The 26,171-nt window shown below is 71.3% G+C and carries 19 protein-coding genes and 3 pseudogenes; 11 read left to right on the top strand and 11 right to left on the bottom strand.

Features of this window, described 5'->3' with window-relative positions; all coding sequences use genetic code 11:
• The first annotated feature begins 19 nt into the window (after nt 1-19).
• The 7 genes from ACFHWU_RS11230 to ACFHWU_RS11200 are packed head-to-tail and all read left to right on the top strand — an operon-like array spanning nt 20 to nt 7,273.
• Entirely contained in the window at nt 20-334 is a 315-nt protein-coding gene (locus tag ACFHWU_RS11230; protein ID WP_282231140.1) for an acyl carrier protein, read from the top strand.
• 2 nt (nt 335-336) lie between these two features.
• Nucleotides 337-1,236, top strand: coding sequence for an alpha/beta fold hydrolase (locus ACFHWU_RS11225; protein WP_416590533.1), 900 nt, complete (start codon nt 337-339; stop codon nt 1,234-1,236).
• A gap of 26 nt (nt 1,237-1,262) precedes the next feature.
• Nucleotides 1,263-2,225, top strand: a complete 963-nt coding sequence (locus ACFHWU_RS11220; protein WP_416590494.1) for a sulfotransferase domain-containing protein — start codon at nt 1,263-1,265, stop codon at nt 2,223-2,225.
• A 50-nt stretch (nt 2,226-2,275) separates the two neighbouring features.
• Nucleotides 2,276-4,159, top strand: coding sequence for a hypothetical protein (locus tag ACFHWU_RS11215; RefSeq protein WP_416590492.1), 1,884 nt, complete (start codon nt 2,276-2,278; stop codon nt 4,157-4,159).
• Nucleotides 4,160-4,175: 16 nt separating this feature from the next.
• Nucleotides 4,176-5,183 (top strand): alpha/beta hydrolase family esterase, encoded by a 1,008-nt coding sequence (locus tag ACFHWU_RS11210; RefSeq protein WP_416590490.1) that lies wholly within the window; start codon nt 4,176-4,178, stop codon nt 5,181-5,183.
• Between the two features lie 12 nt (nt 5,184-5,195).
• Nucleotides 5,196-6,431 (top strand): ABC transporter ATP-binding protein, encoded by a 1,236-nt coding sequence (locus ACFHWU_RS11205; RefSeq protein ID WP_416590488.1) that lies wholly within the window; start codon nt 5,196-5,198, stop codon nt 6,429-6,431.
• The gene (locus ACFHWU_RS11200; RefSeq protein ID WP_416590486.1) at nt 6,428-7,273 is read left to right on the top strand and encodes an ABC transporter permease; all 846 of its coding nucleotides are present in this window, start codon (nt 6,428-6,430) and stop codon (nt 7,271-7,273) included. Before ACFHWU_RS11205 ends, ACFHWU_RS11200 begins: the two co-directional genes overlap by 4 nt.
• A gap of 49 nt (nt 7,274-7,322) precedes the next feature.
• Here the strand turns inward: ACFHWU_RS11200 and ACFHWU_RS11195 are convergent.
• Both ACFHWU_RS11195 and ACFHWU_RS11190 read right to left on the bottom strand, forming a co-directional pair.
• Nucleotides 7,323-7,745, bottom strand: a pseudogene (locus ACFHWU_RS11195) (amidohydrolase family protein); the annotation flags it as partial.
• A 15-nt stretch (nt 7,746-7,760) separates the two neighbouring features.
• Nucleotides 7,761-8,210 (bottom strand): amidohydrolase family protein, encoded by a 450-nt coding sequence (locus ACFHWU_RS11190; RefSeq protein WP_416590484.1) that lies wholly within the window; start codon nt 8,208-8,210, stop codon nt 7,761-7,763.
• 238 nt (nt 8,211-8,448) lie between these two features.
• Between ACFHWU_RS11190 and ctaD the strand changes: the two genes are divergently transcribed.
• From ctaD to ACFHWU_RS11175, 3 genes are all read left to right on the top strand, one after another.
• Nucleotides 8,449-10,425: a cytochrome c oxidase subunit I gene (gene ctaD / locus ACFHWU_RS11185; RefSeq protein WP_416553461.1), complete on the top strand. Its 1,977-nt coding sequence runs from the start codon at nt 8,449-8,451 to the stop codon at nt 10,423-10,425.
• Between the two features lie 128 nt (nt 10,426-10,553).
• Nucleotides 10,554-11,060: a hypothetical protein gene (locus ACFHWU_RS11180; RefSeq protein ID WP_416553389.1), complete on the top strand. Its 507-nt coding sequence runs from the start codon at nt 10,554-10,556 to the stop codon at nt 11,058-11,060.
• Nucleotides 11,061-11,220: 160 nt separating this feature from the next.
• Nucleotides 11,221-11,970 carry a CDP-alcohol phosphatidyltransferase family protein gene (locus ACFHWU_RS11175; protein WP_416590482.1) on the top strand — a complete coding sequence of 250 codons (750 nt, stop codon included), beginning with the start codon at nt 11,221-11,223 and terminating at the stop codon, nt 11,968-11,970.
• Here ACFHWU_RS11175 and ACFHWU_RS11170 read toward each other — a convergent pair.
• From ACFHWU_RS11170 to ACFHWU_RS11145, 6 genes and pseudogenes are all read right to left on the bottom strand, one after another.
• A complete protein-coding gene (locus ACFHWU_RS11170) occupies nt 11,959-12,762 on the bottom strand; it encodes an FkbM family methyltransferase (protein ID WP_416553385.1) in 804 nt (267 codons plus the stop codon). The genes ACFHWU_RS11175 and ACFHWU_RS11170 overlap by 12 nt on opposite strands.
• Entirely contained in the window at nt 12,759-13,373 is a 615-nt protein-coding gene (locus ACFHWU_RS11165; protein ID WP_416590532.1) for a GNAT family N-acetyltransferase, read from the bottom strand. Before ACFHWU_RS11165 ends, ACFHWU_RS11170 begins: the two co-directional genes overlap by 4 nt.
• 15 nt (nt 13,374-13,388) lie before the next feature.
• Nucleotides 13,389-15,386 (bottom strand): annotated as a pseudogene (locus ACFHWU_RS11160) (penicillin acylase family protein); the annotation flags it as partial.
• A 59-nt stretch (nt 15,387-15,445) separates the two neighbouring features.
• The gene (locus tag ACFHWU_RS11155) at nt 15,446-17,827 is read right to left on the bottom strand and encodes a GNAT family N-acetyltransferase (protein WP_416590531.1); all 2,382 of its coding nucleotides are present in this window, start codon (nt 17,825-17,827) and stop codon (nt 15,446-15,448) included.
• Between the two features lie 47 nt (nt 17,828-17,874).
• Entirely contained in the window at nt 17,875-19,236 is a 1,362-nt protein-coding gene (locus ACFHWU_RS11150) for a lysine N(6)-hydroxylase/L-ornithine N(5)-oxygenase family protein (RefSeq protein ID WP_416553383.1), read from the bottom strand.
• The gene (locus tag ACFHWU_RS11145; RefSeq protein ID WP_416553381.1) at nt 19,223-20,737 is read right to left on the bottom strand and encodes a pyridoxal phosphate-dependent decarboxylase family protein; all 1,515 of its coding nucleotides are present in this window, start codon (nt 20,735-20,737) and stop codon (nt 19,223-19,225) included. The genes ACFHWU_RS11150 and ACFHWU_RS11145 overlap by 14 nt, the downstream gene beginning before the upstream one ends.
• A 259-nt stretch (nt 20,738-20,996) precedes the next feature.
• Here ACFHWU_RS11145 and ACFHWU_RS11140 point away from each other — a divergent pair, with 259 nt between their 5' ends.
• On the top strand, nt 20,997-22,367 hold the full coding sequence (locus ACFHWU_RS11140; RefSeq protein WP_416553379.1) for an MFS transporter: 1,371 nt from the start codon (nt 20,997-20,999) through the stop codon (nt 22,365-22,367).
• A 3-nt stretch (nt 22,368-22,370) separates the two neighbouring features.
• Here ACFHWU_RS11140 and ACFHWU_RS11135 read toward each other — a convergent pair.
• From ACFHWU_RS11135 to ACFHWU_RS11125, 3 genes and pseudogenes are all read right to left on the bottom strand, one after another.
• Nucleotides 22,371-22,793 (bottom strand): annotated as a pseudogene (locus ACFHWU_RS11135) (N-acetyltransferase); the annotation flags it as partial.
• Nucleotides 22,794-23,180: 387 nt separating this feature from the next.
• Nucleotides 23,181-24,548 (bottom strand): NAD(P)/FAD-dependent oxidoreductase, encoded by a 1,368-nt coding sequence (locus tag ACFHWU_RS11130; RefSeq protein WP_416590480.1) that lies wholly within the window; start codon nt 24,546-24,548, stop codon nt 23,181-23,183.
• Between the two features lie 4 nt (nt 24,549-24,552).
• A complete protein-coding gene (locus ACFHWU_RS11125) occupies nt 24,553-26,169 on the bottom strand; it encodes a xylulokinase (RefSeq protein WP_416590478.1) in 1,617 nt (538 codons plus the stop codon).
• Between the last annotated feature and the right edge of the window lie 2 nt (nt 26,170-26,171).

Here is a 26,171-nt window from a genome sequence, read left to right as displayed (position 1 = left end):
TGACAAGGAGACCCGCATCATGCCCGCCGACCACGACACCATCCTGACGGAGATCTCGCAGATGCTGCGCGCGGTGCTGCCCGGCATCGATCCGGACGAGGAGATCACGATGGACACCAGCTTCCGGGACGACCTGGAGATGGAAAGCATCGACGTCATCTCGCTCGCCGGGCGGCTGCAGGCCCGGTACGGCGACTCGGTCAACTTCGCCCAGTTCGTTGCGGGGCTCGACGTGGACTCGCTGCGCGCGCTGCGGGTCGGCGAACTGGTCGAGCACATCGCCGCCGCGCTGGACAGCCCGCCGGCCAGCGTGGCGCAGGTGGCCGGCCAGTGACGATGATCCAGGTCAACGGCCTGGTGACGCATGTCCAGGAACTCCCACCGGTGGCTGCCGACCCGGCCGCCGGGGGAGTGGCCGCCGCTGCGGATGCCGGCCCAGGCGGCGAACCTGGTGCCGGCCCGGCGGTCGGCACAGCGGCCGAATCGTCGGCCAGCCGACCGGTCGCGGTCCTGATCCACGGTATCGGGCCGGACAGCCTGGCCAGCTGGTATCTCAGCCTGGCACATCCCCTGGCCGACGCCGGATTCCGGGTGATCATGTACGACCTGCGGGGCCACGGACGGACCGAGCGGCCGCCGGCCGGCTACCGGTTGGACGACCTGGTCGACGACCTGGCCGCGCTGCTGGACCGGCTCGGTGTCGACGCGCCGGTGCATCTGCTGGGCAACTCGCTGGGCGGTTCCATCGCCTTCGGGTACGCGGCCCGCCACCCGGACCGGGTCGCCTCGCTGGTCGCGGTGGAGTCGGCGCCGGCCACCGCCAAGTGGCTCGCCCGGGTGGGCCGTCAGCTGGAGCGGGCCGCGCAGCCGGACGGCGACGGCGAGCCGCCGGCGCTGACTACCCGCGGGGGTGAGCGGGGCGCCCGGTACGCCGCGGCGGTCCGCCGGCTCGTCGCCACCACTACCGCGGGCCGGGACCTGCCGGCCAGCACACCCGCCGACCCGGCCGCGCTACGGGCGATCACCTGCCCGGTGCTCGGAATCTTCGGTAGCGACTCGTCCGCCGCCGATCTGGCTCCGGCGCTGGTGCGACTGCTGCCGCAGACCGAGCTGGTGGTCGTCCCTGGGCACCGGCACGCGGTGCTGGTCACCGCCCGCGACCAGGTCCGGCGCCAGGTATCGCCCTGGCTCGCCCGGCACATCGCCGACACCGGTCAGCCCGCCTTGCGCGGTTGACGTCGTCGTTCCACCAGGAGGTTTCGATGCAGTTCGAGGCGCCCGGACGGGCGATCATCATCAGCAGTGGGCGGTGTGGTTCCACCCTGCTGTCCGACCTGATCGTCGAGGAGCCGGCGACCCTGTCGGTCCAGGAGTTCTTCATGGCCACCCCGTCATGGGCGAAGGCCGGGGAGCCGATCACCGGGGCGGCGTACTGGCAGGTGCTGAGCAGTCCGAAGCCGGAGCTGACCACGCTGTTCGCCATCGGCCTGCCGCCGAAGGAGGTGCGTTACCCGGCGGACGGCAGATGGGCCGGCAACCTGACCGAGCTGCCGCAACTGCTGGCGATCACCCTGCCGAAGCTCACCGACGACCCGGACGGTCTGTTCGACCAGCTCGCCGGCCAGGTGCCGGACTTCCCCGAGCAGCCGTTCGGTGACCATCACCGGATGTTCCTGGACCTGCTCACCCGGTTGACCGCCCGGCGGCGTTGGGTGGAGCGGTCCGGCGGGTCCAGCCAGATCGCCCCGTACCTGCTGCGGTCGTTCGCGGACACCCGGATCGTCTACCTGACCCGCAACTGGGCGGACACCGCCCGGTCGATGAGCCGGCACTCGTCGTTCCAGCTCATCCAGCTGCGCCTGGAGTTCGTCTCCCGGTGCGGCGTGGACCCCTTCCAGATGGGCCCGGAGCAGCGGGTGCCGGCAGAACTCGAGCACCTGCTACCCGGCCGGATCACCGCCGACCTGCTTCGCGAGCGGGGCGAAGACAGCACCCGCTACCTCGGGCTCTGCGCGTTCATGGCGGCGCAGGCCGAGCAGGCGCTCGCCGACAATCCGCCGGCGCACCTGTTCACGATGACCTACGAGGACCTGGTCGCCGACCCGGAGCCGCAGCTGGCCCGGCTCGGTGAGTTCCTGGAGTTCGACGACCCGTCCGGCTGGGCCCGACAGGTCGCCGGCCGGGTGGGCAAGGGTGGCTCGGTACGGCAGACCGCCGCCGTGTGACCCGGAGCCATCCCGCACCAGTCAGCCACAGTAGAGGGAGAGAGTGTTTGATGCGTAGGTTGTGCCCATCCGCGAGCCGGTCGGTCGCCGCCGCCGTGTTCGCCGGGCTGCTTCTGGCCGCCGGCCCGGCCGCCGCCGCACCGGTGGCCGGTACCGAGTCGGCAGCCACCACCGACGGTAGGCACGGTGGACACCACGGCGGGACCCGCTACCAGAGCACCCTGTTGGCCAAGGCGTCGGCCGACGAGTGTTTCGTCGACATCGGTGTCGACTATCCGCCGGGACCGCCCTGCGAGGCAGGGCAGCCCAAGGTCAACCAGGCCTACGTCTGGGGACTGACCCGCTACAAGGACCGGTTGTGGTTCGGCACCGGCGCCAACCCCAACTGCCTGACCAGCGGCAACAACCTGCGCAACACACAGCCGACGCGCAACGACGACTGGGTCTGCGAGTACGGCCAGAGCCAGATCGCCCGCGCCAACCCGGACCTGCCGCCGACCGTCGGTGACCACCGAGCCCCCCGGGTGTACACCTACGACCTGAAGCGGCGCAGCATGGTCGAACGCACCGCCGACCTGCGCGACGCCTCGCCCGATGACGAGGCCCGCCTGCTGCGGACCGTCGGCTTCCGGGCCGCCGGTAACCACCGCGGCGTGGTGCTGCTTGGTGGTCCGGCGCTCGGTGCCACGATCAACCTGTTCGCGTTCGACGCCGACACCGGCGCCTATCTCGGCTCGCGAAACTTCACCGAGTACGGCAACATCCGGCACTTCGTCATCGCCGACGGCGAGATGTACGCCGGAGTCGGGGTAGGCCCCAACGGTGGCCAGCGCGGGCTGGTGTTGCGGTGGACCGGCAGCAAGTCCGACCCGTTCAGCTTCCTGCCGGTGGCGGACCTGCCGGCTCAGGCGGTCGACCTGACCGTGCACCAGGGCCGGATTTTCGTCACCACCTGGCCGGGTGCGGAGGACACCCAGTCGTTCGGACCGGGACCGGTGTCACCGACCGCCGGTATCGCCGACGAACCCACCGACGAGGACCCGATTCCGCTCAACATCGCCGGGGTCTGGATGAGCCCGAAGCTGTCCGCGAACGGACCCGGCCTGGACAGCCGGGACGTCGACCGGTGGACCCGGGTGTGGCACGTCATGGAGTACGAGCCGGATCCAGTAATCGCCCGCACCTACGGGCTGGGTGGGCTCGCGTCCTACGGTGGCTACCTCTACTGGGGGACCATGCACGTGCCCTTCAAAGCGACGACGGTGCATCTGGCGGTGTATCCGCCGACCGACGAGCAGGGGATACGGGACTCGGTGCGCAACACCCAGCGTGCCATCGGCGTCTTCCGGGGCAGCTTCGGCCACGGCCATCATCACGGCCACGGCCAGCGCGGTGGCGGCCGCGGTGACCGGGTCGACCTGCTGTACGGCGCCAGTGCGCTACCCGCCTACGACCCGCAGGCCGGCGACGGCGCCGGCGTCTGGGCCAGCACCTCGACCGGGTACACCCCGCTCTACGGGGCGTCCGGGTTCGACAACCCGACGCTCAACTACACCTGGAAGATGGTCGTCGCCGGTGGCCGGCTCTATGTCGGCACGATGGACTGGAGCTACCTGGCGAAGGAGCTGCAGCAGGATGAGCCGGTGCCACCGGTCGACGCCGCTCGCGCTGGTGACGACGAAGATGAAGAAGTGGAGCTGGCCTTCGGCGCAGATCTCTGGGTCTTCGAGTCGCCGCACCGGCCGGCGAAAATGGTGGACAACGCCGGTCTCGGGAACTACCTCAATTACGGCGTCCGTAGCATGGTGGTGGACGGGTCCACGGTATACCTCGGTATGGCCAACCCGATGAATCTGCGGACAGATCCGACAGATGACGTCCCTGAGGGCGGCTGGGAGTTGATTCAGTTGACTCCGAAACAACACCACCACTAAGAGAAGCAGGTGAGCGATGTCGCGGTTCCGACGCCGGTCGGCGGTTCTGATCGTCACGGGAGTTCTCGGGGCACTCGTCGCAGGCTGCACGTCGGCGCCGGACCCGGCACCGCCGACATCGGGCACCACCCCGCCGTCCGTGGCCGGCGGGGTGGTCGCTCCGGTCGACACCCCGCCGGTCGGCTCGTCGGCCGGGTCGATCAGCATCGACGGCTACGAGCGGACCTACCGGGTGTACCGCCCGGCCGACGTCGCCGAGACGACGCCGGTCCCGGTCGTCGTCATGCTGCACGGTCTGCTCGGCAGCGGCCGGCAGGCCGAGTCCTGGTACGGCTGGAACGCCGTCGCCGACCAGCACGGCTTCGTCGTGGTCTATCCGGACTCGCGTAACCGGGCGTGGGCGGTGACCGAGGAGTGCTGCGGTGCTTCCGCGCGCGACGGTGTCGACGATGTGGGGTTCGTCCTCACCCTGGTGGAGTCGCTCGGGCAGCGGCTTTCCTTCGACCCCGACCGGCACTACCTCGCCGGCATGTCCAACGGCGGCATGCTCGCCTATCGGATCGCCTGCGACAGTTCGACGTTCGCCGCGGTGACCGGGGTGGCGACGACCATGCTCGGTGACTGCCCGGCCCCGGAGCCGATCTCCGTGCTGCACATCCACGGCACCGGCGACGAGACGATCCCGTACACCGGCGGCCCGGGGCGCCGCGACGGCGCCGGCAACGGCCGGGTGCCGGACAAGGTCGACGGCCCCGCCGTACCGGACCTGGTCGGCCGGTGGCGGCAGATCGACGAGTGTGATGCCGCGCGGACCGCCACTGATAGGAGTGTCACCACCTCGATGGCGGACTGCGCCGCAGGCCGCGGCGTCACCCTGATCACCATCGACGGTGCCGGGCACCAGTGGCCCGGCTCCGAGATGACCGCGGCGGGCCGGCTGCTCGGCCTGGACCCGCCCGCCACCGAACTGGACGCCACCGCGACCAGCTGGCAGTTCTTCGCCTCGCATCCCAGACCCGCCTGAGCAGGAGAGCAGATGTCCAGTACCGGCACCCACCCGTTGGTCGACGGTCCCGACGCCGCCCCGGCACCGGCCACCCCGCCCGGCTACGGACCGGCGGTCGAGGTCGTCGACCTGGTCAAGCGGTACCCGGGCCAGGACCGCAACGCCATCGACTCGCTGTCGTTCGCGGTCCGACCCGGTGAGGTCTTCGGTCTGCTCGGGCCCAACGGCGCCGGCAAGTCGACCACGGTGGGCGTGCTCACCACGACGATCCGGGCCAGCTCGGGTACGGCGCGGGTGGACGGCGTCGACGTCGTCCGGCACCCGGTGGCGGCCCGGACCCGGTTCGCCGTGGTGCCGCAGTACAACAACCTGGACCGGGCGTTGACGCCCCGGCAGAACCTGCTCAGCCACGCCGCGTACCACGGGGTGCCCCGGGCCGAGCGGCGCCGCCGGGCCGACCGGTTGCTGACCGAGTTCGGGCTGGACAAGCAGGCCGACTCGCGGGTCGACTTCTTCTCCGGCGGCATGTCCCAGCGTCTGATGATCGCTCGGGCGCTGATGCACGACCCCCGGGTGGTCTTCCTCGACGAACCGACCAACGGGCTGGAGCCGCAGGCCCGGCTGCTGATCCGGGCCCGGATCCGGCAGCTGCGCGAGCGTGGGGTGACCGTCGTGCTGACCAGCCACGAGATGACCGAGGTGGCGGAGCTGGCCGACCGGGTGGCGATCGTCGACCACGGCCGGCTGCTCACCCTGGACACCCCGGCGAACCTGGTACGCGGGGTCGCAGGCCGGGCGGTGCTGGACCTGGCCGTGCGTCCCGGGCCGGGGGACGGCGTGACTGATCTGCTCGCCGCGCTCACCGCACTCGACGGGGTCCGTACCGGGGAGGTCACCACCGGCGGCGCGGCCGCCCCCGGCCCGGCGGGTCGTGGCGGTCCGGGGCTCGCCGGGCTGGCCGCCGATCCACGGATCGCGGCCCGGATCGCCGCCGCCAGGTCCGATCCCCGGAAGGCCGCGAAGCTCGCCGCCGCCCGCAATGATCCACGGTTCGCCGCGTTGTTCGCCGCCGCACCGGCGGCTGCGGCCGACGGACCGGCGGGCGAGATCCGGCTGCGGCTGCACCTCGACGCCGACCCCGCCGCCGTGCTCGGTCCGGCGTTGACGGTGTTGACCGGCCGCGCGGCCCAGCTGACCGACGTGCACATCGGCAAGCCCGGCCTGGAGGACATCTTCCTGAGCCTGACCGGTAAGGAGATCCGTTGAGCCTGGCCGAGGTCACCCCCGTACCGTCGTCGGACGCCACCGCGTCGTCGGCACCGCCCGCGCCACCGCGACCACCGGTGGCGCGGGCCTTCGGCGCGATCCTGTGGCGGGACCTGTTCGTCGCCGGCAAGGACATCTGGTTCGTCCTCGCGCAGGTGCTGATGACCCCGCTGTTCATGCTGTTCATCTTTACCCAGGTGCTGACCATGCAGGGCATCGTCGGTGCCGGGTTCGCCGACATCCTGCTGCCCGGTACGGTCGCCCTTGCCACCTTCACCACCGCGCTGCAGAGCGTGGCGGTACCACTGGTCAAGGAGTTCGGCTTCACCCGGGAGATCGAGGACCGGCTGCTGTCGCCGCTGCCGACGGCGCTGGTGGCGGTCGGCAAGCTGATGGTCGCCACGCTCCGTGGCCTGTTCGCTGCGGTGGTGGTCTACCCGCTCGGCGCGTTGGTCGTCGGGTCCGCACCGGGCGGCTGGTCGGCGCTGCCATTGTCCCTGGTGGTGGTGCTGCTGGCCGGCTGGGTCGGTGCGGCGCTGGGCATGACCCTGGCGACGGTGCTGCCGTTGCAGCGCATCCAGGCCACCTTCTCGCTGTTCGTCACCCCGATCATCTGGACCGGGTGTGTGCACTATCCGTGGCAGCGGCTGGCCGAGATGCCGTGGTTCCAGGTGGCGACCGCGGCGAACCCGATGACGTACGCCGCGGAGGCGCTCCGCGCGGCGATGGCGCCGCACGTGACCCACCTGCCGATCAGTCTGTGCCTGCTGGTCCTGTCGGGGGTCGCGGTAGCGGCCACCGCCGCCGCGTTGCGGGCTTTCGCCCGGCGTGCCGTGCGGTGACGTCACGCCGCGCGGCGGCGGGCGGCCGGCTACCCGGCGGTCCGCGCGGTCAGTCGATCCGGTAGACCCGCCGTGCGGTGCCGGCGAAGACCGCCTGCCGATGCGGTCCGGGCAGCTCGGCGCAGGCGGCCCGGACCACCCCGAGCCAGCGCCGGTAGCCGGTGGCCAGCGTCGCCACCGGCCAGTCCCCGCCGAACCGGCACCGGTCCGGCCCGAACTGGCGCAACGTGTGCTCGAGGTAGGGCAACAGGTCTTGACCGAGCCAGCCACGGGACGACTCGGTGGCCAGCCCGGAGAGCTTGCAGACCACGTTCGGCAACTGCGCGACGCGGGTTGGGTCGTCGTGCCATCGCGCGCTGCCGCCGACGGCCACCGGTGGTTTACCGAGATGGTCCAGGACGAAGGTGACCTCGGGCGCCCGGGCCGCCAGGGCCGTCACCTCGGGCAGTTGGTGGTGTCGCACGCAGAGGTCGAAGCTGAGCCCGGCCTAGCCCAGCAGCCGGACTCCGGCGGCGACATCGTCGGTGGTGGTGAAGCCGTCGGCCTCGTCCTGGAGGTTGCGACGTACCCCGGTGAACAGCCGATGGCGGCGCAGCGCGGCGATCCTTGCGCCGGCGTCCCGCTCCAGCGGCACGTGGGCCACCACCGCCCGGAGCATCGGCCCTCCGGCAGCGAGCTGTTCGACCCAGTCGACCTCGGCGTCGGCGTCCGTGTCGGCCCGGCCGGCTTCGACGAACACCACCGCTTCGAGGTGGAAGCCGCCCGATCCGAGCCCGGCGGTGGCGGTCGAGAGGTCCGCTGGCAGGTAGCTGTGCCGTAGCCGGGGGACCTGTGCCAGCCACGGGTAGTCAAGCAGTCGTGGGTCCCACAGGTGCAGGCGGGAGTCGATGACCGTGACCGGCGGGTCACCCGGCTGGTCGATCATCGTCGATGGCATGCCGCTCCCGCCGGACGGTCGGTGGACAGATCCATCCTGTCGCAACCGGACCTACGGGCAAAGAGCTGTCCGTCCGGCTGCCGTGGCGCGCTACGGCAGCCGGCCCGGGTCCCGGGCGAGAAGTCGGCCAGGCTTTGACTCGACTGATCCGGATTTACCGTCTCAACCGACGATTTATCAAGTTACCGTCGGTTGACGCGCTGGGCGGGAGGCGGCCATGACGGAGCAGACCACGACGGTGGGTACGGCACAGACGGCTCTGCCGCGCCCGGTGGCGCTGGGAGCCGACGGTGCCACCCCCGGCCCGGTCCGCCCCGCGGTACCGGGCAACTCGCTGACCCGGCTGCTGCGGACCACCGACGCCAAGCAGATCGGGCTGTTGTACCTCGGCACGTCCTTCGGCTACTTCGTGGCGGGCGGCGTCATGGCCCTGCTGATGCGGGCCGAGTTGGCCCGGCCCGGCATGCAGTTCCTCTCGCCCGAGCAGTACAACCAACTGTTCACCATGCACGGCACCATCATGATGCTGCTGTTCGCCACCCCGCTGGTGTTCGGGTTCGCCAACTACCTGGTGCCGTTGCAGATCGGTGCCCCGGACGTGTCGTTTCCCCGGCTCAACGCGCTGGCGTACTGGCTCTATCTGCTCGGTGGGCTGCTGGTCATGGGGGGATTCCTGACGCCCGGCGGCGCTCCCGACTTCGGCTGGTTCGCCTACACCCCGTTGAGCCGGATGGAGCACACCCCGGGCGTCGGCGCCAACATGTGGATCGTCGGTCTGGTCGTCTCCGGCCTCGGCACCATCCTCGGCTCGGTCAACCTGATCGCCACCATCATCACCCTGCGCGCGCCGGGAATGACGATGTTCCGGATGCCGATCTTCACCTGGAACATTCTGATCACCGCCCTGCTGGTGGTCCTGGTGTTCCCGCTGCTGGCGGCGGCGCTGCTGGCGTTGCTGGCGGACCGGCTGCTCGGCGCACACGTGTACGCACCGCAGACCGGCGGCCCGATGCTGTGGCAGCATCTGTTCTGGTTCTTCGGCCATCCCGAGGTGTACATCGTCGCCCTGCCGTTCTTCGGCATCATCAGCGAGGTCATTCCGGCCTTCGCCCGCAAGCCGATCTTCGGCTACAAGGGCCTGGTGGCTGCGACGATCGCGATCGCCGCGTTGTCGATGAGCGTCTGGGCGCACCACATGTTCGGCACCGGGCAGGTGCTGCTGCCGTTCTTCGCCATGCTCAGCTTCCTGATCGCGGTCCCTACCGGGATCAAGTTCTTCAACTGGATCGGCACCATGTGGAAGGGGCAGTTGACCTTCGAGACGCCGATGCTTTTCGCCGTCGGGTTCCTGGTGACCTTCCTGCTCGGCGGGCTGACCGGGGTGCTGCTGGCCAGTCCACCGATCGACTTCCACGTCACCGACACCTACTTCGTCGTGGCCCACTTCCACTACGTTCTGTTCGGTACGATCGTATTCGCGGCGTTCGCCGGAATCTATTTCTGGTTCCCGAAGATGACCGGACGACTGCTCGACGAAGGGCTCGGCAAGGCGCATTTCTGGACGATGTTCATCGGCTTCCACGCCACTTTTCTGGTCCAGCACTGGCTCGGCAGTGAGGGCTTTCCTCGCAGGTACGCCGACTACCTGCCGACCGACGGCTTCACCGTCCTGAACGCCATCGCCACCATCGGATCGTTCATCCTCGGGGCGTCCACGCTGTTCTTCATCTGGAACGTGTGGAAGTCGTACCGGTTCGGCGAGCAGGTGAGCGTGCACGACCCGTGGGGGTTCGGCAACTCGCTCGAATGGGCGACCACCTGCCCGCCGCCGCTGCGCAACTTCGACCGGTTGCCCCGGATCAGGTCCGAACGCCCGGCCTTCGAGGCCAAATACGGTCTGTTCGTCGCGGATCTCGGTCGCGACCTGCCGCAGCGGGACACCGAGCCGCCGCAGCACCTGGTCGACGAACTGCACCGGGATCCGGCCGCCCACCGGATCGTCCCGCGTGGTCCGGCGCAGGGTCCCACCGACGTCGCCACCTTCGTACCGGACCCGGTGTCCGGTGCCCGGGCCGTCCAGGTGCCCCGGCCGGAACAGGTCCGTCGGCCCAGTTTCGAGCACACCACCGAACCGGAGAACACCCTCGGCGCCGAACGTGGTCCGCAGGAACGACGGTGGCGGCTTCCGTCCGCAGACGAGGACGAGGATTCCTGACCGACTCCGCGGTACGGCAGCAGCCGCCCGGCGACCGCCGGGCGGCTGCTGCCGTACCGGTTCCTGGTGCGTTAGCCTCCGATTTCTGGTCGCCATGACTGCCGTGGAACAGCCGAGGAGGCGTAGACATGTTCGAGGAAGTCGCGGGAATCCCCGCCCATCCACTGCTGCTGCACGCGGCGGTGGTCTTCGTCCCGCTGCTGGCGCTGCTGGCGGTCGGGTACGCCCTGGTCCCGTTCATCCGGGCGCACACCCGGTGGGTGCTGACCGTGCTGGCCATTGTGACGCCGATCGCCGCGCTGGTCACCAAGCTGTCCGGCGACGCGTTCCTCAACCGGATGGACACGGCCGGTCGGATCACCGAGAGCTTCCGGCCGGTGATCGAGGAGCACGAACAGTTGGGGAACCTGACGCTGCTCGCGTCGATCGTGCTGGCGCTCGCCACCCTGGCCCTGGTGTACCTGGTCGGTCCCCGGGTCGCCGCCGCGCACAGCGCGGTCGCCGCCGGGGCGCGTGGCAACGGGGTGCTGGTTCTGGTGATGAAGGGTTTGGTCGTCGTTGCGGCCGGGGTAAGTCTCTACTTAGTGGTGCGGGCCGGCGATTCGGGAGCAAAAGCTGTCTGGACCGGCTACTGATCGTCACCAGGTGCTGGTTGGCTGGGTCGGCCGTTACGGTGTCCGGATGCCGACCTAAGATTCCGGCCCGGCCAGTGAACTCTTCGCGCTGAATCGCCGTTGGTGGGGATATGGGCACCGGGGCGTGCTACGCCGGTGGCTATTCGGTGACGGAGGAAAAGTGACGGTAAGTGCACGTAGTGAAACTGTTCGGTCGGTACACGCGCCGAGTATCGGGCTGCTCGCCCAGATCACGGCCCTGCTGATCCTGGCGGCGACCAGTGGCCTCGGTGTGGCCGGCTGGTCGGCCGGACTGGTCTACGGCCTGGTGACCTGGGCGCTGCTCATCCGGGCGATGCAGCAGCCCGAGGTGGCCGGCTGGGGTCCGGCGGACAGCGTCACCCTGGCCCGGTGCACCCTGGTCGGCGCGGTGACCGCGCTGGTGGCCGACTCGTTCGTCGGTCCGGCCCCGGTCGCGCTGCTGGTGACCCTGGCCGCAGTGGCCCTGGTGCTCGACGGCGTCGACGGCCAGGTGGCCCGCCGTACCGGCACCTGTTCGCGGCTCGGTGCCCGGTTCGACATGGAGACTGACTCGGCGCTGGTCCTGGTGCTCAGCGTGTTCGTGGCCGCGTCGGTCGGCTGGTGGGTGCTGGCGATCGGGGTGTTCCGCTACCTGTTCGGTGCCGCCACCCGGTTGCTGCCCTGGCTGCGGGCACCGCTGCCGCCCCGGTTCAGCCGAAAGACGGTGGCCGCCACCCAGGGTGCCGTGCTCGTGCTGGCCGCCGCCGGGATCGCGCCGCCGGCGCTGGTCACCGCGTTGGTCGCCGGCGTGCTGGCCGCGCTGCTCTGGTCGTTCGGGCGGGACGTGCACTGGCTGTGGCGCGGCCGCGAACCGCAGGTCGACCGGTGGCAGGCGGAGCTAGCCGGCTGACCCGCCCGGCAGCACCGCGTAGACGTCGCCCGAGTTGGCCGCGTGCGGCAGCGACCGAACATGATCGGCCATCTCCGCTTCCGACACCCACCGTCCGAAGGTCAGCCGCTGGCTCTCACCCAACGCGACGTCGAACCGGTAGTCGCCGAGCCCGGCCAACCGCCGCAGACAGCGCAGCGCCGTGTCCCGCTGGATCGTGGTGAACTCGAAGGACAGCGCCGGCAGCGGCCTGGACAATCCGACGAGCACGGTCTCCTCGAACCCCTCGACGTCGATCTTGACGAACGTCGGCCGGCCGTACTCGGCGACCAGTTGGTCGAGGGTCGTCGCCGGCACCTCGATCTCGCCGTCCCAGACCTGGTCCGACCAGCCGGCGGCACCGTCGGCGGCACCCACGAAGTCGGCCGACGCGGTGGAGACCGTGGGGTTGGCCGAGTTGATGTACATCCTTACCGCTCCGGCGGTGTCACCGCACGCCGCCGGCAGGACGGTCACCGCCGGATCGTCCGCGTAGACCAGCCGTACCGCGCGGGCACACAACGGCTGCGGCTCCACCGCCACCACCCGCGCGCCCAACCGCCGGAAGCTGCCGACCCGGTCGCCGACGTGCGCACCGATGTCGAAGACCAGATCGCCCGGCGCGATGAACCGCCGGTAGAGCAGGTCCATCGCGGCGTCCCGGTCCGGATCGCCGTAGTAGTACTCCAGCGACCGGCGCAACCCGGCGAGCTGTGGATCGGCGGCCAGCACCCGGGACGGCACATCGGTACGTGGCTGGTCAGCGGCGGTCACCGGCCGATGGTACGCCGCCAGTGTGCTTGCCTGGCGGCGTACGCCTCCCGGGTCAGGAACGCCAGCTGAGCACGCTTGTCGGCCAACACCAGCTCCACGTCGAACTCGAAGCCCAGCCGCTTCCAGCGGCGCAGCGCCCGGTCGTTGTGAACGTCCGGCTCGATGACGATCCGTCGCCGGCCCGGATCGGCGAACAGGTAGCGGGTGAACGCGTCCACCACCGCGCCGGTGAACCCGGCGACCGGCCGCCGGGCCGGAGCGAGGAACAGATGGATCCCGATGTCACCGTCGCGCACCGGGTAGTGCTCGCCGAGCGGGTCCTCGGCCGGCGGGTAGGTCTGGAAGATGCCGACCGGCTCGTCGTCGACGGTCATCAGGTACGCGTGGTGCGAGTCCAGACCGTCGAGGAACCGGTAGATGTCGCCCACCTGTTCCCGGGTGTGCCCGGTCATCCCCCAGAACCGGGCACGTGGCTCAGTGACCCAGCCGTACAGCAGGTCGAGGTCCTCGGTGGGGTCCAGCACCACCAGGCTGAACCGGCCGATGCCGGGCAGCTGTTCGACGTAAACGCTCGACCGTGTCGTCCCGCCGGCGCCGGTGGTCCACCGCACCGGCGCGACCGGGACCAGGTGACCTGCCGCCCACCGTGGCAGCTGGTCGGCGAAGTGCCGGTCACCGGGCCGTCCCGAGACACCGAACGGCACCACCCAGCGGCTCGCCGACGGGTCGGCGAGGTCCCACACGTAGCGGGCCACCGGCCCGCGCCAGCACACGTCGGAGACCCCGGGCACGCTGGAGGTGGCCAGGACGCTGCCGGTATCGCCGTCGAGCGGGACCGGGCCGCCGAGCGCGTCGGTGGCCGGGTCGGCGGGGCCGGGCAGCACCCGTACCGGGTGCAGCAGGTGCCGGTCGCCCCACCGACCCGGCGGCGGTCCGTCGGCCACCTCGACCAGCGCGGCCACCGCGCAGCGGCCGGGGTCGCCACCCAGCCGGGGCAGCCCGTCGACCAGCCGGTCCAGCGCCAGCCCGATTCGGCCCACCGGGTCGGTCCACGGGGCGAACAGTTCGTCGAAGCCGGGTTCGGCGTGCAGCGGCCGCAGGCAGGGGTCGGCGGACAGCCGGTGGACCAACGCGGCCCGCCAGGCGGCGAACAGCCCGGCGTCGGCGCTGTCGGCCGCCATCCGACCGTCCCAGTCGAGCAGCTTCTCGTGTAGCTGTCGGACCGGCCCGGGCTGGTCGGTCAGGTCGAGGCCGCGCAGCAGCCGGCGCAGCCCGGCCGTCGGTACCAGGGCGTCCATGTGCACCGACTCGGGTGCGGCCCCGTCGTCGAGCAGCTGGCGGATCCGCCGGGCCCGGTGCGGTGGGGCGAAGTCGACGCCGAGGTCCGCGGTGTCGCCGCCGCGCCGGTCGTTGGCGTTGACCACCACCTCGGACACCTCAGCGGCGGCCAGGGCGGCGTAGCCGGGTCGCCAGGCGTACCGGGGCTCCCAGCCGGGCACCGGGACCTGTCGGCACCGGTCGTCGCGCACCGGCACCCGGCCGGCGACCAGCCGGCGCACCGCGCCGGAGCGGTCGGCGACCAGCACACTGTTGACCGGCTCCACCCAGTGCCGCAGTGCCCGTTCGACGTCGCCGACCCGGCGGGCCCGCAGCAGCGGCAGCAGCGCGTCGAAGCCCAGCGCCCCGCCGACCCGGCTCGGTGTCCGCAGGCTGATCGCCTCACCGGTGCGTGAGTCCACATCGATCACCGGCCCGCGCGGGGTCTCGACTACCTCGACCGGCACCGGGTCGGCGTCGCGTACCTCGATCAGTTCGGTGTGCGCCGTCACCGGGGCCCAGCCGTCGACCTGGCGGACCAGCACCCGTCCGTCAACCCGGCGCAGCTGTTCGCGGTACAGGTCCTGGTAGTCAGCCATGGCGTTGGTGATCGCCCAGGCGACCTCGCCGGCGTGGCCGAAGTGCGGCAGCCCCGGTACGCCGGGGAAGGCGAACCCGAAGACGTCGAACTCGGGGCAGGTCAGCTGCACCTGCTGGTAGACGTTGGGCAGCTCCAGGATCCGGTGCGGGTCGCCGGCGATGACCGGGGATCCGGTGCCGCTGCGCTGTCCGGTCACCGCCCAGGCGTTGCTACCTGACGACGCGGGCGGCTCCATGGCGAACAGGTCGACCGCGGCCGGACCGAGGGTGGCGGTGACGTGCGCCCGCCACAGCTTGTTGCCGAAGGTGCCGAACAGCACGTGCTGCACCAGGAATACGCCGAGCGGGGTCCATGGCCGCCAGATGCCGGCGGTGATGCCGGTAGCGGCGAACTCTGGTGCCGCGCCCGAGCCCTCGGCGAGCCCGTCGTTGACGCCGTCGACGTACGCGCCCACCCAGCGGCGGGTCGCCGGGTCCAGCCGCTGGAAGCAGCGTTCGGCGGTGTCGTCGAGGCGGACCCGGCGGGCGAACCGGTCCCAGCCGACCTCGGCCGGGCCGAGCCGGCTGGCCAGCGCGCCCTCCGAGCGCCACCGCTCGACCTCGATCTGCCAGGCCCGGTCGGTGGCGGCGGTGTGCCCCTGCAGGTAGGCGAGGTCGTCGACGTCGGTCGCCCACAGATGCGGTATGCCGTACCCGTCCCGGTGCACCCGTCCGGACCGGCCGGTGCCGTACCGGGTCGTCCCGGGGCCGGCGCCGGATGGAGCCGTCACGGGGCCGGCGCCGCGACGGCGGCGATCGGGTTGTCCTGTGTACCGACGAAGATCAACGACCCGGCCTGGTCGGTCAGGTCGACCATCTGCAGCGTGTTGCGTAGCTGCAACCGATTCAGGCAGGAGTGCCGGAAGGTGGGCGCGAAGAAGTTCAACCGGTCCCGCAGCTGCGGGTGGTCGTCGCCGTGCTGACGGACGCACTCGGCGACCAGTTGCCAGAACCGGTCCGCCGGCAGCACGCCGTCGGCGTCCAGGATCGCGGCGAGGAAGCGCAGAAACCCGTCGAAGACGTCGGTGAACACGGCCAGGACCCGGAAGTCGTCGTCGACCGGCATCCGGATCCGTTCGACCGTGGCCGGCAGCTCCCGGTCGTGCATGGCGACGACCTCCTCGCCGATGTCCTTCATGAACACCCGGATCGGTACGTGGTCCGCCAGCACGAGGATCAGGTTCTCCCCGTGCGGCATGAACGCCAGGTCGTGGCCGAGCAGGCAGTGCAGCAGCGGGCGCAGATAGGCCCGCAGGTACCGGGCCAGCCAGTCGGCGGCCGGCAGGCCGGACGCCGCGATCAGGGCGGTGGCCAGGTGCGCGCCGTCGCGGTCGCGGTGCAGCAGGCTGGCCATGGTGGCCAGCCGCTGCCCGGGCGCTATCCGGGGCACCGGGCTTTCCCGCCACAACGCGGCGAGCATCCGCTGGTACGCCGAGACCGGTGCCCCGCTGCGGTGGTACGCGTCCCCGGTGTAGCCGACCGAGGCCAGCTCCCGCAGCACCCCGAACCCGCAGTCACGCAGTGTGTCGTCGTCGGCGACCAAGTCGGCGACCCAGTCGTTGACCGGCGGGGTGGCCCGCATGTAGGCCGGGGACAGCCCGCGCATGAAGCCCATGTTCTGGATGGACAGTGCGGTCTTGACGTAGTGCCGGTGCGGGTGGTCGATGTTGAAGAAGGTACGGATCGACTGCTGCGCCCGGTACCGGTCCGGGCTCGTGCCGACCGGGACGATTGCCCGGGACGCCACGTCGGCGGCGAAGGTGACGCCGACCTTGTGTTCCCACTGCCACGGATGCACCGGCAGGTACCGGTAGTTGGCCGGGTCGAGGCCGAGGCCGTGCAGCTGGTCGGCGAACCGGTGCAGCGTCTCGGCACCCAGTTCGTCGAGGTAGTGGCTCTGCTCGTCGACGCCGTGCCCGGCGGTGAAGGTGCTCAGGTCGCGGCGTACCGCCAGCCAGACCAGCCGCACCGGGGCGCCGGCCTCCGGCGCATACGCCTCATGGTCGGCCAGGCCGAAGCCGATCCGGCCGTTGTTGGCGACGAACAGCGGGTGCCCCTCGGTCATCGCCGACTCGATGGTCTGGAAGTCAGCGTGCACCAGGTCGGCGGCGCGTTCCCGCCGGTGGTGGTGCTTCCAGGCGGCACCGGCCAGGGTGGCGCTGATCTCCTCCAGGTAGGTGCCGAGCAGCTTCGCCGGGATGCCCAGCGTCTCTCGCAGCTCGACGACGAGGTCGAGGGCGTCCAGCTCCGCCGGGGTGCCGTCGACCTCGCGGGTCAGCGACGCGGCGTCGATCAGCCAGTGGTCGAGAGCGTACCGGCGGGCCCGGAACCGGTACGCGACCCGGTCGCCGGTCGTCAGCTGGTACCCGTCGCCGCCGGGGCCGGCCGGGAGCGTGTTGTCGGGCCGGGGCTGGATCAGCCGTTCGTGGCTGAACTCGGCGATGGCCTTGGCGACCAGCTGGCGGTGGGCGGCCGCGATCGGGCCCGGCGCGAGGTGAGCGGGGGGTGTCATTGGGCTCTCCGTGGCTGATCCGTCGGCATCGGCCGCCGCGCCGTCGCTCGGACTGCTGCCCTGCGGACTGCGGGTACCGCCCAGTTGGCTGGCACTGAACGCGGACCGGGAACAGAAGCTGAGCCGGGCCTGCTTGTCGGACAGTTGGATCAGCCGGTCGACGACGAAGCCGGCTTCGGCATTCTTCACGGCGATCGCCTCGTTGCGTACGTCGGGCTCGACGACAACCCGGTGGTGCGCCGGGTCGGCGAAGACGAAGGCCATCACCGTCCGCATCACCGCCGACGTCATCCCGTGCCGGGGCTCGCCGTCCGGCGGTGCGACCAGCACGTGCATCCCGACGTCGCCGGGCTGTACGGGGTAGTGGTCGGCGAGTTCGCTGTGTGCGGGTTCGTAGGTCTCGGTGAGGAACAGCGGTACGCCGTCGAGTCGGCCGAGCCACGCGTGATGGTGCGGGTTGGCGTCGATGCGCTGGTACTCGCGCCGTACGGTGTCGAGGTCGGCGTCGGGCATTCCCCAGAACACCGACCGGGGGTGGGTGATCCAGGCGTGCAGCAGGTCGGCGTGACCGGCGATGTCGAGTGGTTCGACGGTCATCCGGCCGAGCGGGTCGTCGAAGGTGAACGTGGTCGTCGTGGCGGCGGTCACCGGATGAGCGCCTCCTGCCGCTGCATGGCCACCGGACCGGTCGCGGCCGCCGGTGCCGACGGTGTGTTGCTGTCCGACGGTGCGCCGAAGTGCTGGAAGGCGATCTTGCGCTCGATCGGGTAGACCTCGCGGCCGAGCATGTTGGCGATGATCACCGAGTTGCGGTAGGGACCCATGCCCAGGTCGGGTGCGGTGAGGCTGTGGGTGTGCTCCTCGGCGTTCTGCACGAAGATCTCCCGGTCGCCGTGGTCGACGGTGTAGCCGAGCGCCACGTCGAACCGGCCCCGCTCGTCCCATCGGATCCGGTCGCGGACCGGGTCCAGGAACGCCGGCACGGCCGGCCGGTAGCCGGTGGCGAGCACCAGGCCGTCGGTGTCCATGGTGAAATCGCGGTCCTGCTCCTGGTGGTGCAGGGCGAGTCGGTACCGTCCGGTGTCGGGGTCCCAGTCGGCGCCGGTCAGCGCGGTCCCGGTGAGCAGGGTGGTCGGCACCGGGCCGCCGACGTCCTTGCGGTACAGCGTGTCGAAGATGGTGTCCACCAGGTCGCCGCTGATGCCCTTGTAGAGGCTGCGCTGGTCCCGGTTGAGCCGGTCCCGGCTGGCCGCCGGAAGCCCGTGGAAGTAGCGGACGTACTCCGGTGAGGTCATCTCCAGGGTGAGCTTGGCGTACTCCATCGGGAAGAACCGGGGCGACCGGGTGACCCAGTTGAGCTGGTAGCCGTGGGTGTCGATCTCCTCCAGCAGGTCGAGGTAGATCTCTGCGGCGCTCTGCCCGCTGCCGACCACGGTGACCGACCCGAGGCTCTGCAGCCGGGCCTTGTCCGGCAGGTAGTCGGCGCTGTGCACGGCCGGGCCGGGCAGGTCCCGGACCACCGTCGGGCGGTACGGCACGGTACCGATGCCGAGCACCAGCCGCCGGGTCCGCAGCGTCGTCGTCGCCCCGGTGCCGGCCTCGGCGACCCGTACCAGGTAGTCGCCGGTCGCGGCGTCGTGCTCGACCCGGTCGACCCGGCTGCCGAACCGGACGTTGGGGAGCTGGGCGGCCGCCCAGCGGCAGTACGCGTCGTACTCGACACGCAGCGGGTAGAAGTTCTCCCGGATGTAGAAGCGGTAGAGCCGGCCGGTCTGCTTCAGATAGTTGAGGAACGAGTACGGCGACGTCGGGTCGGCCATTGTCACCAGGTCGGCCAGGAACGGCACCTGGATGGTGACTCCCTCGATCATCAGCCCGGGGTGCCAGGCGAACTCGTCGCGCTGCTCCAGGAACACCCCGTCCAGGTCGTCGACCGGCGCGGTCAGGCAGGCCAGACCGAGGTTGAACGGCCCGAGCCCGACGGCGACGAAGTCATACGTTCGCATTGGCGCACACCTCCGGGGTGACCGGCTCCGGGGCGATGAGCGCCGGATCCCATTCGGCGTCGAGCAGCTCCTGGCCGGTGCGGCGGATCAGCCCGATCACGGTACGCAGGTCTTCGACGGTGGTGTTCGGGTTGAGCAGCGTGAACTTGAGCCAGTAGTGCCCGTCGACGACGGTGCCGGCGATGATCGCGGTGCCGTCGGCGAACAGCCGAGCCCGCAGCCGGGGCAGCAGCCGGTCGCAGTCCTGCACCGGTAGCCAGTCCGGTCGGTACCGGAACAGCACGGTGCTCAGCACCGGTCGCATGACCAGCTCGAAGTCGTCGCACTCGCGGAGCAGACCGTATGCCTGCTGGGCCAGGTCGACGACCTGGTCGAACATCTCGCCGAGCTGGTCGGCGCCGATCGCCCGCAACGTCATCCACAACTTCAGGGCGTCCAGCCGGCGGGTGGTCTGCAGGCTCTTGTCGACCTGGTTCGGCACGGTCGCAGTTCGTGGGTTCAGGTAGTCGGCGTGCACCGCGACCCGCCGCATGGTCGGCGCGTTCCGGACGATGATGGCGCTGGAGCTGATCGGCTGGAAGAAGCTCTTGTGGAAGTCGACGGTGACCGAGTCGGCGGCGGCGATGCCGTCGAGCAGGTGCCGGTGGCGGGTGGAGATCAGCAGACCGCAGCCGTACGCCGCGTCGACGTGCAGCCACACCGCCCGGTCGCGGCAGACGGTGCCGATCGCGGCGAGCGGGTCGACACAGCCGCGGTCGGTGGTGCCGGCGGTGGCGACGACCGCCATCGGCACCAGGTCCTGGTCGAGCAGCCGATTGATCTCGGCGTCGAGCGCCACCGGGTCCATCCGGCCGGTGCCGTCGGTGGCTACCGGAACGACCGCGTCGGCGGCGAGTCCGAGTAGACCGGCGGACTTGCTGACGCTGAAGTGGCTCTCCGCCGTGGCCAGGACCCGCAGCCGGGGCAGCATCGTGGCCCGGTCGGCGTCGGCGCGGACCAGGCGGTCCTCCCGGGCCAGTAGCAGGCCGTGCAGGTTCGACTGGGTGCCGCCGCTGGTGAAGACACCGTCGGCGGTCGGACCAAATCCGATCCGCTCGGCCGTCCAGGCGATCAGCCGTCGCTCGATCAGCGTGCCGGTGGTGCTCTGGTCCCAGGTGTCGACTGAGGTGTTGACGGCGGCGAGCAGCAATTCGGCGTTGAGTGCGGGAATCGCCACCGGGCAGTTCAAGTGGGCCAGGTAGGTGGGTTCGTGGAACCACACCGCGTGGTCCAGATACAGTCCGGCGACCTCGTCCAGTGCGGCGTCGGTGGTGCCGAGCGGTGCGTCCAGGTCGACGCTGTCGACCTTGGCCTGCAGTGGTGCCACGGCGTCGCCGGAGTACGGCTGGCGGACCGCCCGTACACGGTCGGCGAGGACCGCTGCGGTCCGGTCGATGCTGGACACGTAGGTGTCCACGGTGTGCCGGCCGAACAGATGCGGGTACATTGGTCTCTCCAACACCGCCTCCATAAGGGTAACCTAACCTAACTTAGGCGAGGCTACTGGGAGGGCCGGTGAAACGGAACTGGGCAGGACCCCTTCTCCGCGGGGCACGGGGCCGCAAGGCGCGTCGCACGCCCCTCGGTGGGACCGCTGTCGTGCGTCGTGACCAGCGGATTCATTCCGCCAGCGGAGGCCGAGCGGACGCTTGTGACCTGCGTCCCACCAGGTGGATTACCCGGTGGGGGTGGCCGCTCGGCGTCGGCGGGAGGGCGGCCGGATGACCGCTGCCGTCGCCGCCCGCGGGCGGACCATGTCGATCCTGACCGCGCTGTACATCACCCAGTACCTGGGATTCGGGTTCATCACCGTCGGGCTGGCCAGCATCCTGCGGTCCGGCGGCACCTCGCTGGACACTCTCGCGCTGCTGAACCTGATCGGCCTGATCTGGCCGGTCAAGTTCCTCTGGGCACCGATACTGGACCGGTACGGCCCACGGCGCGGCGGCCACTACCGCTCCTGGCTGCTGGTGCTGCAGAGCGGCATGGTGCTGGCCCTGCTGGCCCTGCTCGCCGCCGACCCGGCGACCGGGCGGATCGGCCCGATCGTGCTGATCTGCGCGCTGTTCGTGTTCCTCTCCGCCACCCAGGACATCGCCGCCGACGCGATCGCGGTGCGGATGCTGGCCGACTCGGTCCGGGGCACCGGCAACGGGATCCAGGTGTCGGCGAGCTACGTCGGCAACATTCTGGGCGGCGGCGTCTGCGTGGTGGTCTACGACCGGTTCGGCTGGCAGGCAGCGGTTGGCCTGCTCGCCGCCCTCACCGCGACCGGTCTGCTGGTGGTGTGGCGGTTCCGCGAGCCCGAGCGGATTGCCCGGCCGGCCGGGGCGCGTCAGGCGTACGGCGCGCTGCTGTCCGTCCTGGGCCAGCCCGGCTGCCGCCGCTGGGCCCTCGGCGTGGTGCCGCTGCTCTACATGGGAGCCGGCGCGGCGTACGGACTGGTGTCGCCGGCCCTGGTCGACGTCGGCTGGTCGTTGCAGCGGATCGGCTTCGTGACCGGGATCGTCACCAGCGTCCCGGCCGTCGTCGCCGGGCTGGTGGCCGGCGGCCTGGTCGCCCGGATCGGCCGGGCCGGGGTGCTGGTGGTTGGTGGCGGGTCGCTGGCCGTCGCCACGGTGCTGCTGCTGCCGATGCTCACCGGCCGGGCCGCCGGCGGTTTCACTACGGTCGCGTTGTGCTGCTTCATGGCCGCGTACACGGTGGCGAACGTCGCGCTGTACACGGTGAACATGGACTACTCCCGGCCGGGCACCGGGGGTACCGACTTCACGGTGCTGTCGTCGTTCGGGCTGATCTGCTCCTACCTGGCCGCGGCGCTCGGCCTGACGGCGGCGGCCCGGGTCGGCTACCCGGCAGTCGCGGTGGCCGCGATCGTGCTGATCCTCGCCGGAGTCGCCATCGGCGTCCGCCACCAGGGCCGGTACCGGCCGGCGACCGGCCCGGAGCCAACTGGATTACCAGGGCAACGGTCGGACGAACATGGCGTGCTGGCGCCAGCCGGGAAAGGGCACCAGGTCGCCGACGTGCTGCCAGCCCAGCACCCGCATGCTGCGCAGCACCCGGGAGTTGGAATCGGCGACCGCCAGTGAGGCCCGTTCCTCGGTGCGGCTGGCCAGCAACTGGGAGAACAACGCCACGCCGACCTGCTGACGTTGGAACTCGGGCAGCACGAACGCCTCACAGACGGCGAAAGTCCGGCCCGGCCACTCCCGGGCAAGGTCCGGGTCGGCCGTCGACCGTAGGTCGCGCCACCAGAGCGTCTCGGGTGGCAGCGGGCAGCCCAGCACCGTTCCGGCCAGTTGGTCGCCGACGTAGCCGACGGTGGCGGCGAATCCGGGTGCCTGCGCCGTCCACTCCAGCCGTTGCTCCACCGACGGCTCGGTGTGGTCGGTCAGGTGCAGGTCCTTGGCGTGCACCTGGCGGTAGACCTTCGCGAGAGCATCGATCTGTACCTGGTCGGTGAGCACCACCCGGTGGCGGCCGGTGCCGGTCTCCGTCGTGCGTTCGAGGCCCATCCCACTCCCTTCATCGATGAGGTGAGCCTAACCTAACTGGACGCCCGGGTTTCTGCCAAGGCCGACGGTCCCGGCGATCGGCGACCGGCGGCCGGTGCCCGGCCATCGCCGGGGCCGCGTCCGGCACGACCCGGTGCCCGACCAGCAACCGGTGCAGACCGATCACGATGGCGGCGACCGACTCGACCTGGAGCCCGGCGTAGGAGACCGTCAGTACGGCGCCCAGCCGACGGCGACGAACAACGCCGCCGCGCCCGGCGGGTACTGCCACATCGGGTCGGCGCTCGGCGCCCGGCCGTCGCGCAGTTGCCCGCTCCACCGCCGGTACAGGTCGACGTCGGCGAACAGCTCACCGGCTCCGCAGGAGTCTCATCCGCGTCGGCAGCGTCAGGTCGACGGCGGTGCGACCAGCTGCGGGCCGGGCCGACCGCGCAGCACCCGCAGCGCGACGGCCGGGCGGACCACCGCGGACAACGGTGCGACCAGATGGAACACGTCGGTCAAGGCGCGCTGCACGTACGGATCGCGGTTGGCGACGTCGGCCGCCCGGTCCAGGTACCAGCGGGACAGCCTGCCGCCGCGCCGGGGCCGTGGCCCGACGGTCGTCGGGTACCGCAGGTCGGCGCCGGTGGCGATCAGCCAGGCGGTCTCGCTGCAGCCGGCCAGCCGGGCCTGCGCCGCGCGGCCCAGTGTGCCGCCGCTGTCGCGCAGCTGCTCGGCCAGCACCACCGCCGTCCGGGCGGCCACGGCCATCCCCTGGCCGTAGACCGGGTTGAAGGTGCACGAGGCGTCGCCGACCACCGCGAACCCGTCCGGCCAGCGTGGCATCGCCTCGTACCGGCGGCGATGGTTGGCGGTGTTGCGGAAACCGTGGATCGGCGAGTCGGCAGTGGCGTCGCGGATCGCCTGGTGGATCAGCGGGCTGCGCAGCCCACGGGCGAACTCCAGGAAACCGGCCTCGTCGGTCGGCGGGTGGTCGCCGCCGAGTCCGCCGAGGGTCACCATCCACCGTCCGTTCTCGATCGGATAGATCACCCCGCCCCGACCAGAGTGGGGCGGTTGCGGCATCACCACGATGTTCTTCCACCCGGCACTGGCCCCCGGCGGCAGCAGGTAGCGCCGGCTCGCGTAGCCGAGTCCGGCGTCGATCCGGGTCTCGTCGGGGCGGCCGTAGCCGAGCTCGGCCAACCAGTCCGGCGCGTGTGAGCTGCGGCCGCTGGCGTCCACCACCAGGTCGGCCGACAGGCTCCGGTCGGCGGCGCCCGCCGCGCGGGGACGCATCCGTACGCCGGTGACCGCGTCACGGCCGTCGGCGCCGAGCAGCCCGATCACGTCGTGGGCCGGCTCGAACCGGATCCGTGGATCGGCGGCCAGCCGCTGGCGGACCGTCCAGTCGAGCAGTTCCCGGCTGGTCCCGACCAGCTGGTGGGTCGCCGGGAACCGTTCCCGCCACCCGGTCGGCGCCAGGTACAGGATGTCGGTCGGCGCGTCGACCCGGACCGCGCCGGCGGCGTGCAGCTCGGTGATCAGGCCGGGGAAGAGCTGATCGAGCGCACGCTGCCCGGCGGTGATCAGCACGTGCAGGTGGTGCGCCTGCGGGACGCCGGCGCGGACCTGCGGCGTGTCGGGGAACCGGTCGCGGTCGACGACGGTCACCCGGTCGACGTGCTCGGCGAGGACACGGGCCGCGCACAGCCCGGCGAGACTGCCGCCGATGACGACTGCGTGCCGGGCGGCGGGAACGGATCGGGCCATGCCGCTATCTTCGCTGATCGGTCCGATGTGCACCACCGGGCATCCGCCGGTACACCGGGGCGAGTCGGCGGTGCAGCTCCCGGTAGACGTCGAAGAGTTCGTCGTAGCGGACGCGGTGCGCCGCCGTCGGGGCGAACACCTGGTCGGTCCGCAGCAACGCCGGGATCTGCCCGAACGTCAGCTGCCCGGTGCCGACCGCGCCGATCCAGCCGGCGCCACGGGCGTTGACCGCGACCGGGTCCGGGTCCCGACGCACCTCGACGCCGAGCACGTCGGCGAAGATCTGGCACCAGGCCGTTGACCGGGCGCCGCCACCGGTGACGGTCAACGAGGCCACCGGGGTGCCGAGGAACCGGTCGACCGCCGCCGACAGCCACCGGGTGTTCAACGCGACGCCTTCGAAGACGGCCCGCAGCAGATCGGACCGGTTAGTGTCGAGCGAGATGTTGACGAACGCGGCACGCAGGTCCGGATCGTCGACCGGTGCGCGTTCGCCGTACAGCCACGGCAGGTAGAGCACCCCGTTGGCGCCGGCCGGCACGGTCGGCAGGATCGCGTCGAACGCGTCGAAGATCGGCGTCTCGTCGGTGGCGAGGCGGCCGGCGCCGACCAGCGGGTCGTCGTACTCGACGATCTTCTCCTTCAGCCAGGTCAGGTTCGCCCCGGCGGTGGCCTGCAGCGCGGTCATCAGGTACCGGTCGCCGATCGCGCACGGCACGGCGGCGATCTGCGCGACCGGGTCGGTCTTCTTCCGGTGCACGTGCGCCGCGATCCACGACGAGGTGCCCAGGTACAGGTGCGGGTCGTCGTCGGCGGTGGTACCGGCGCCGATCGCCGCCGCCGTGGTGTCGATCGCCCCGGCCACCACCTGGACGGTCGGCGGCAGACCGAGGTGGTCGGCGGCGTCCGGGTGCAACGTGCCGATCACCTCGGTGCAGGCCACGATCGGCGGCAGTTTGTCCGCGTCGATGCCGCAGTCGGCGACCAGGGCGGGAGAGTAGCGGACCCGGTCGGGTCGGCGGTTGTCCGTCACCCACGAGGTGAGGATCGAGTCGACCGTAGCCACTGTACGGCCGGTGAGCTTGAGGTTGATCCAGTCCAGCGCGTTGAGGAAGGTCGCGGTCCGCGCGTACACCTCGGGCATGGTGTCGCGGACCAGCAGCATGTGCGCGGCCGGGTCCTTGCCGGTGGTGGACGGCATCCCGCCGGTCAACCGCAGCCAGCGCACGATCCGGCGGACCGACATCCCGCCGTACGCCGGGAAGCCGCCGAACTGCCGCCGCAGGTGCGCCGCGCCGCGCATGTCCAACCAGGTGATGCAGCGGGTCAGTGGCGCCCCGGCGGCGTCCACCGCGATGGTCCCCTCGCCCTGGGTGGACGAGCAGACGGTGGTGACCGCGCGCAGGTGCTCCGGGTGGGCCTGGCCGAGGTCGGCGACCGCTTCGGCAAGCGCCGTCCACCAGGCATGCGGGTTCTGTTCGGCACCGCCGCCGGGCAGCACCAGCAGCGGCACCGGGCGCTGCGCCCAGCCGGTCACCGTACCGTCAGCGGCGACCAGCGCGGCCTTCATCCCCGAGGTGCCCAGGTCGATCGCGAGGACCTGCGGCGGGACGGCCGGCACCG

The sequence above is a fragment of the Micromonospora sp. LOL_015 genome, assembly GCF_048060275.1.
Lineage (GTDB): Bacteria > Actinomycetota > Actinomycetes > Mycobacteriales > Micromonosporaceae > Micromonospora_E.
Note: the sequence above shows the minus strand (reverse complement) of the source record. Positions and strands in the feature narration are given on the sequence as shown.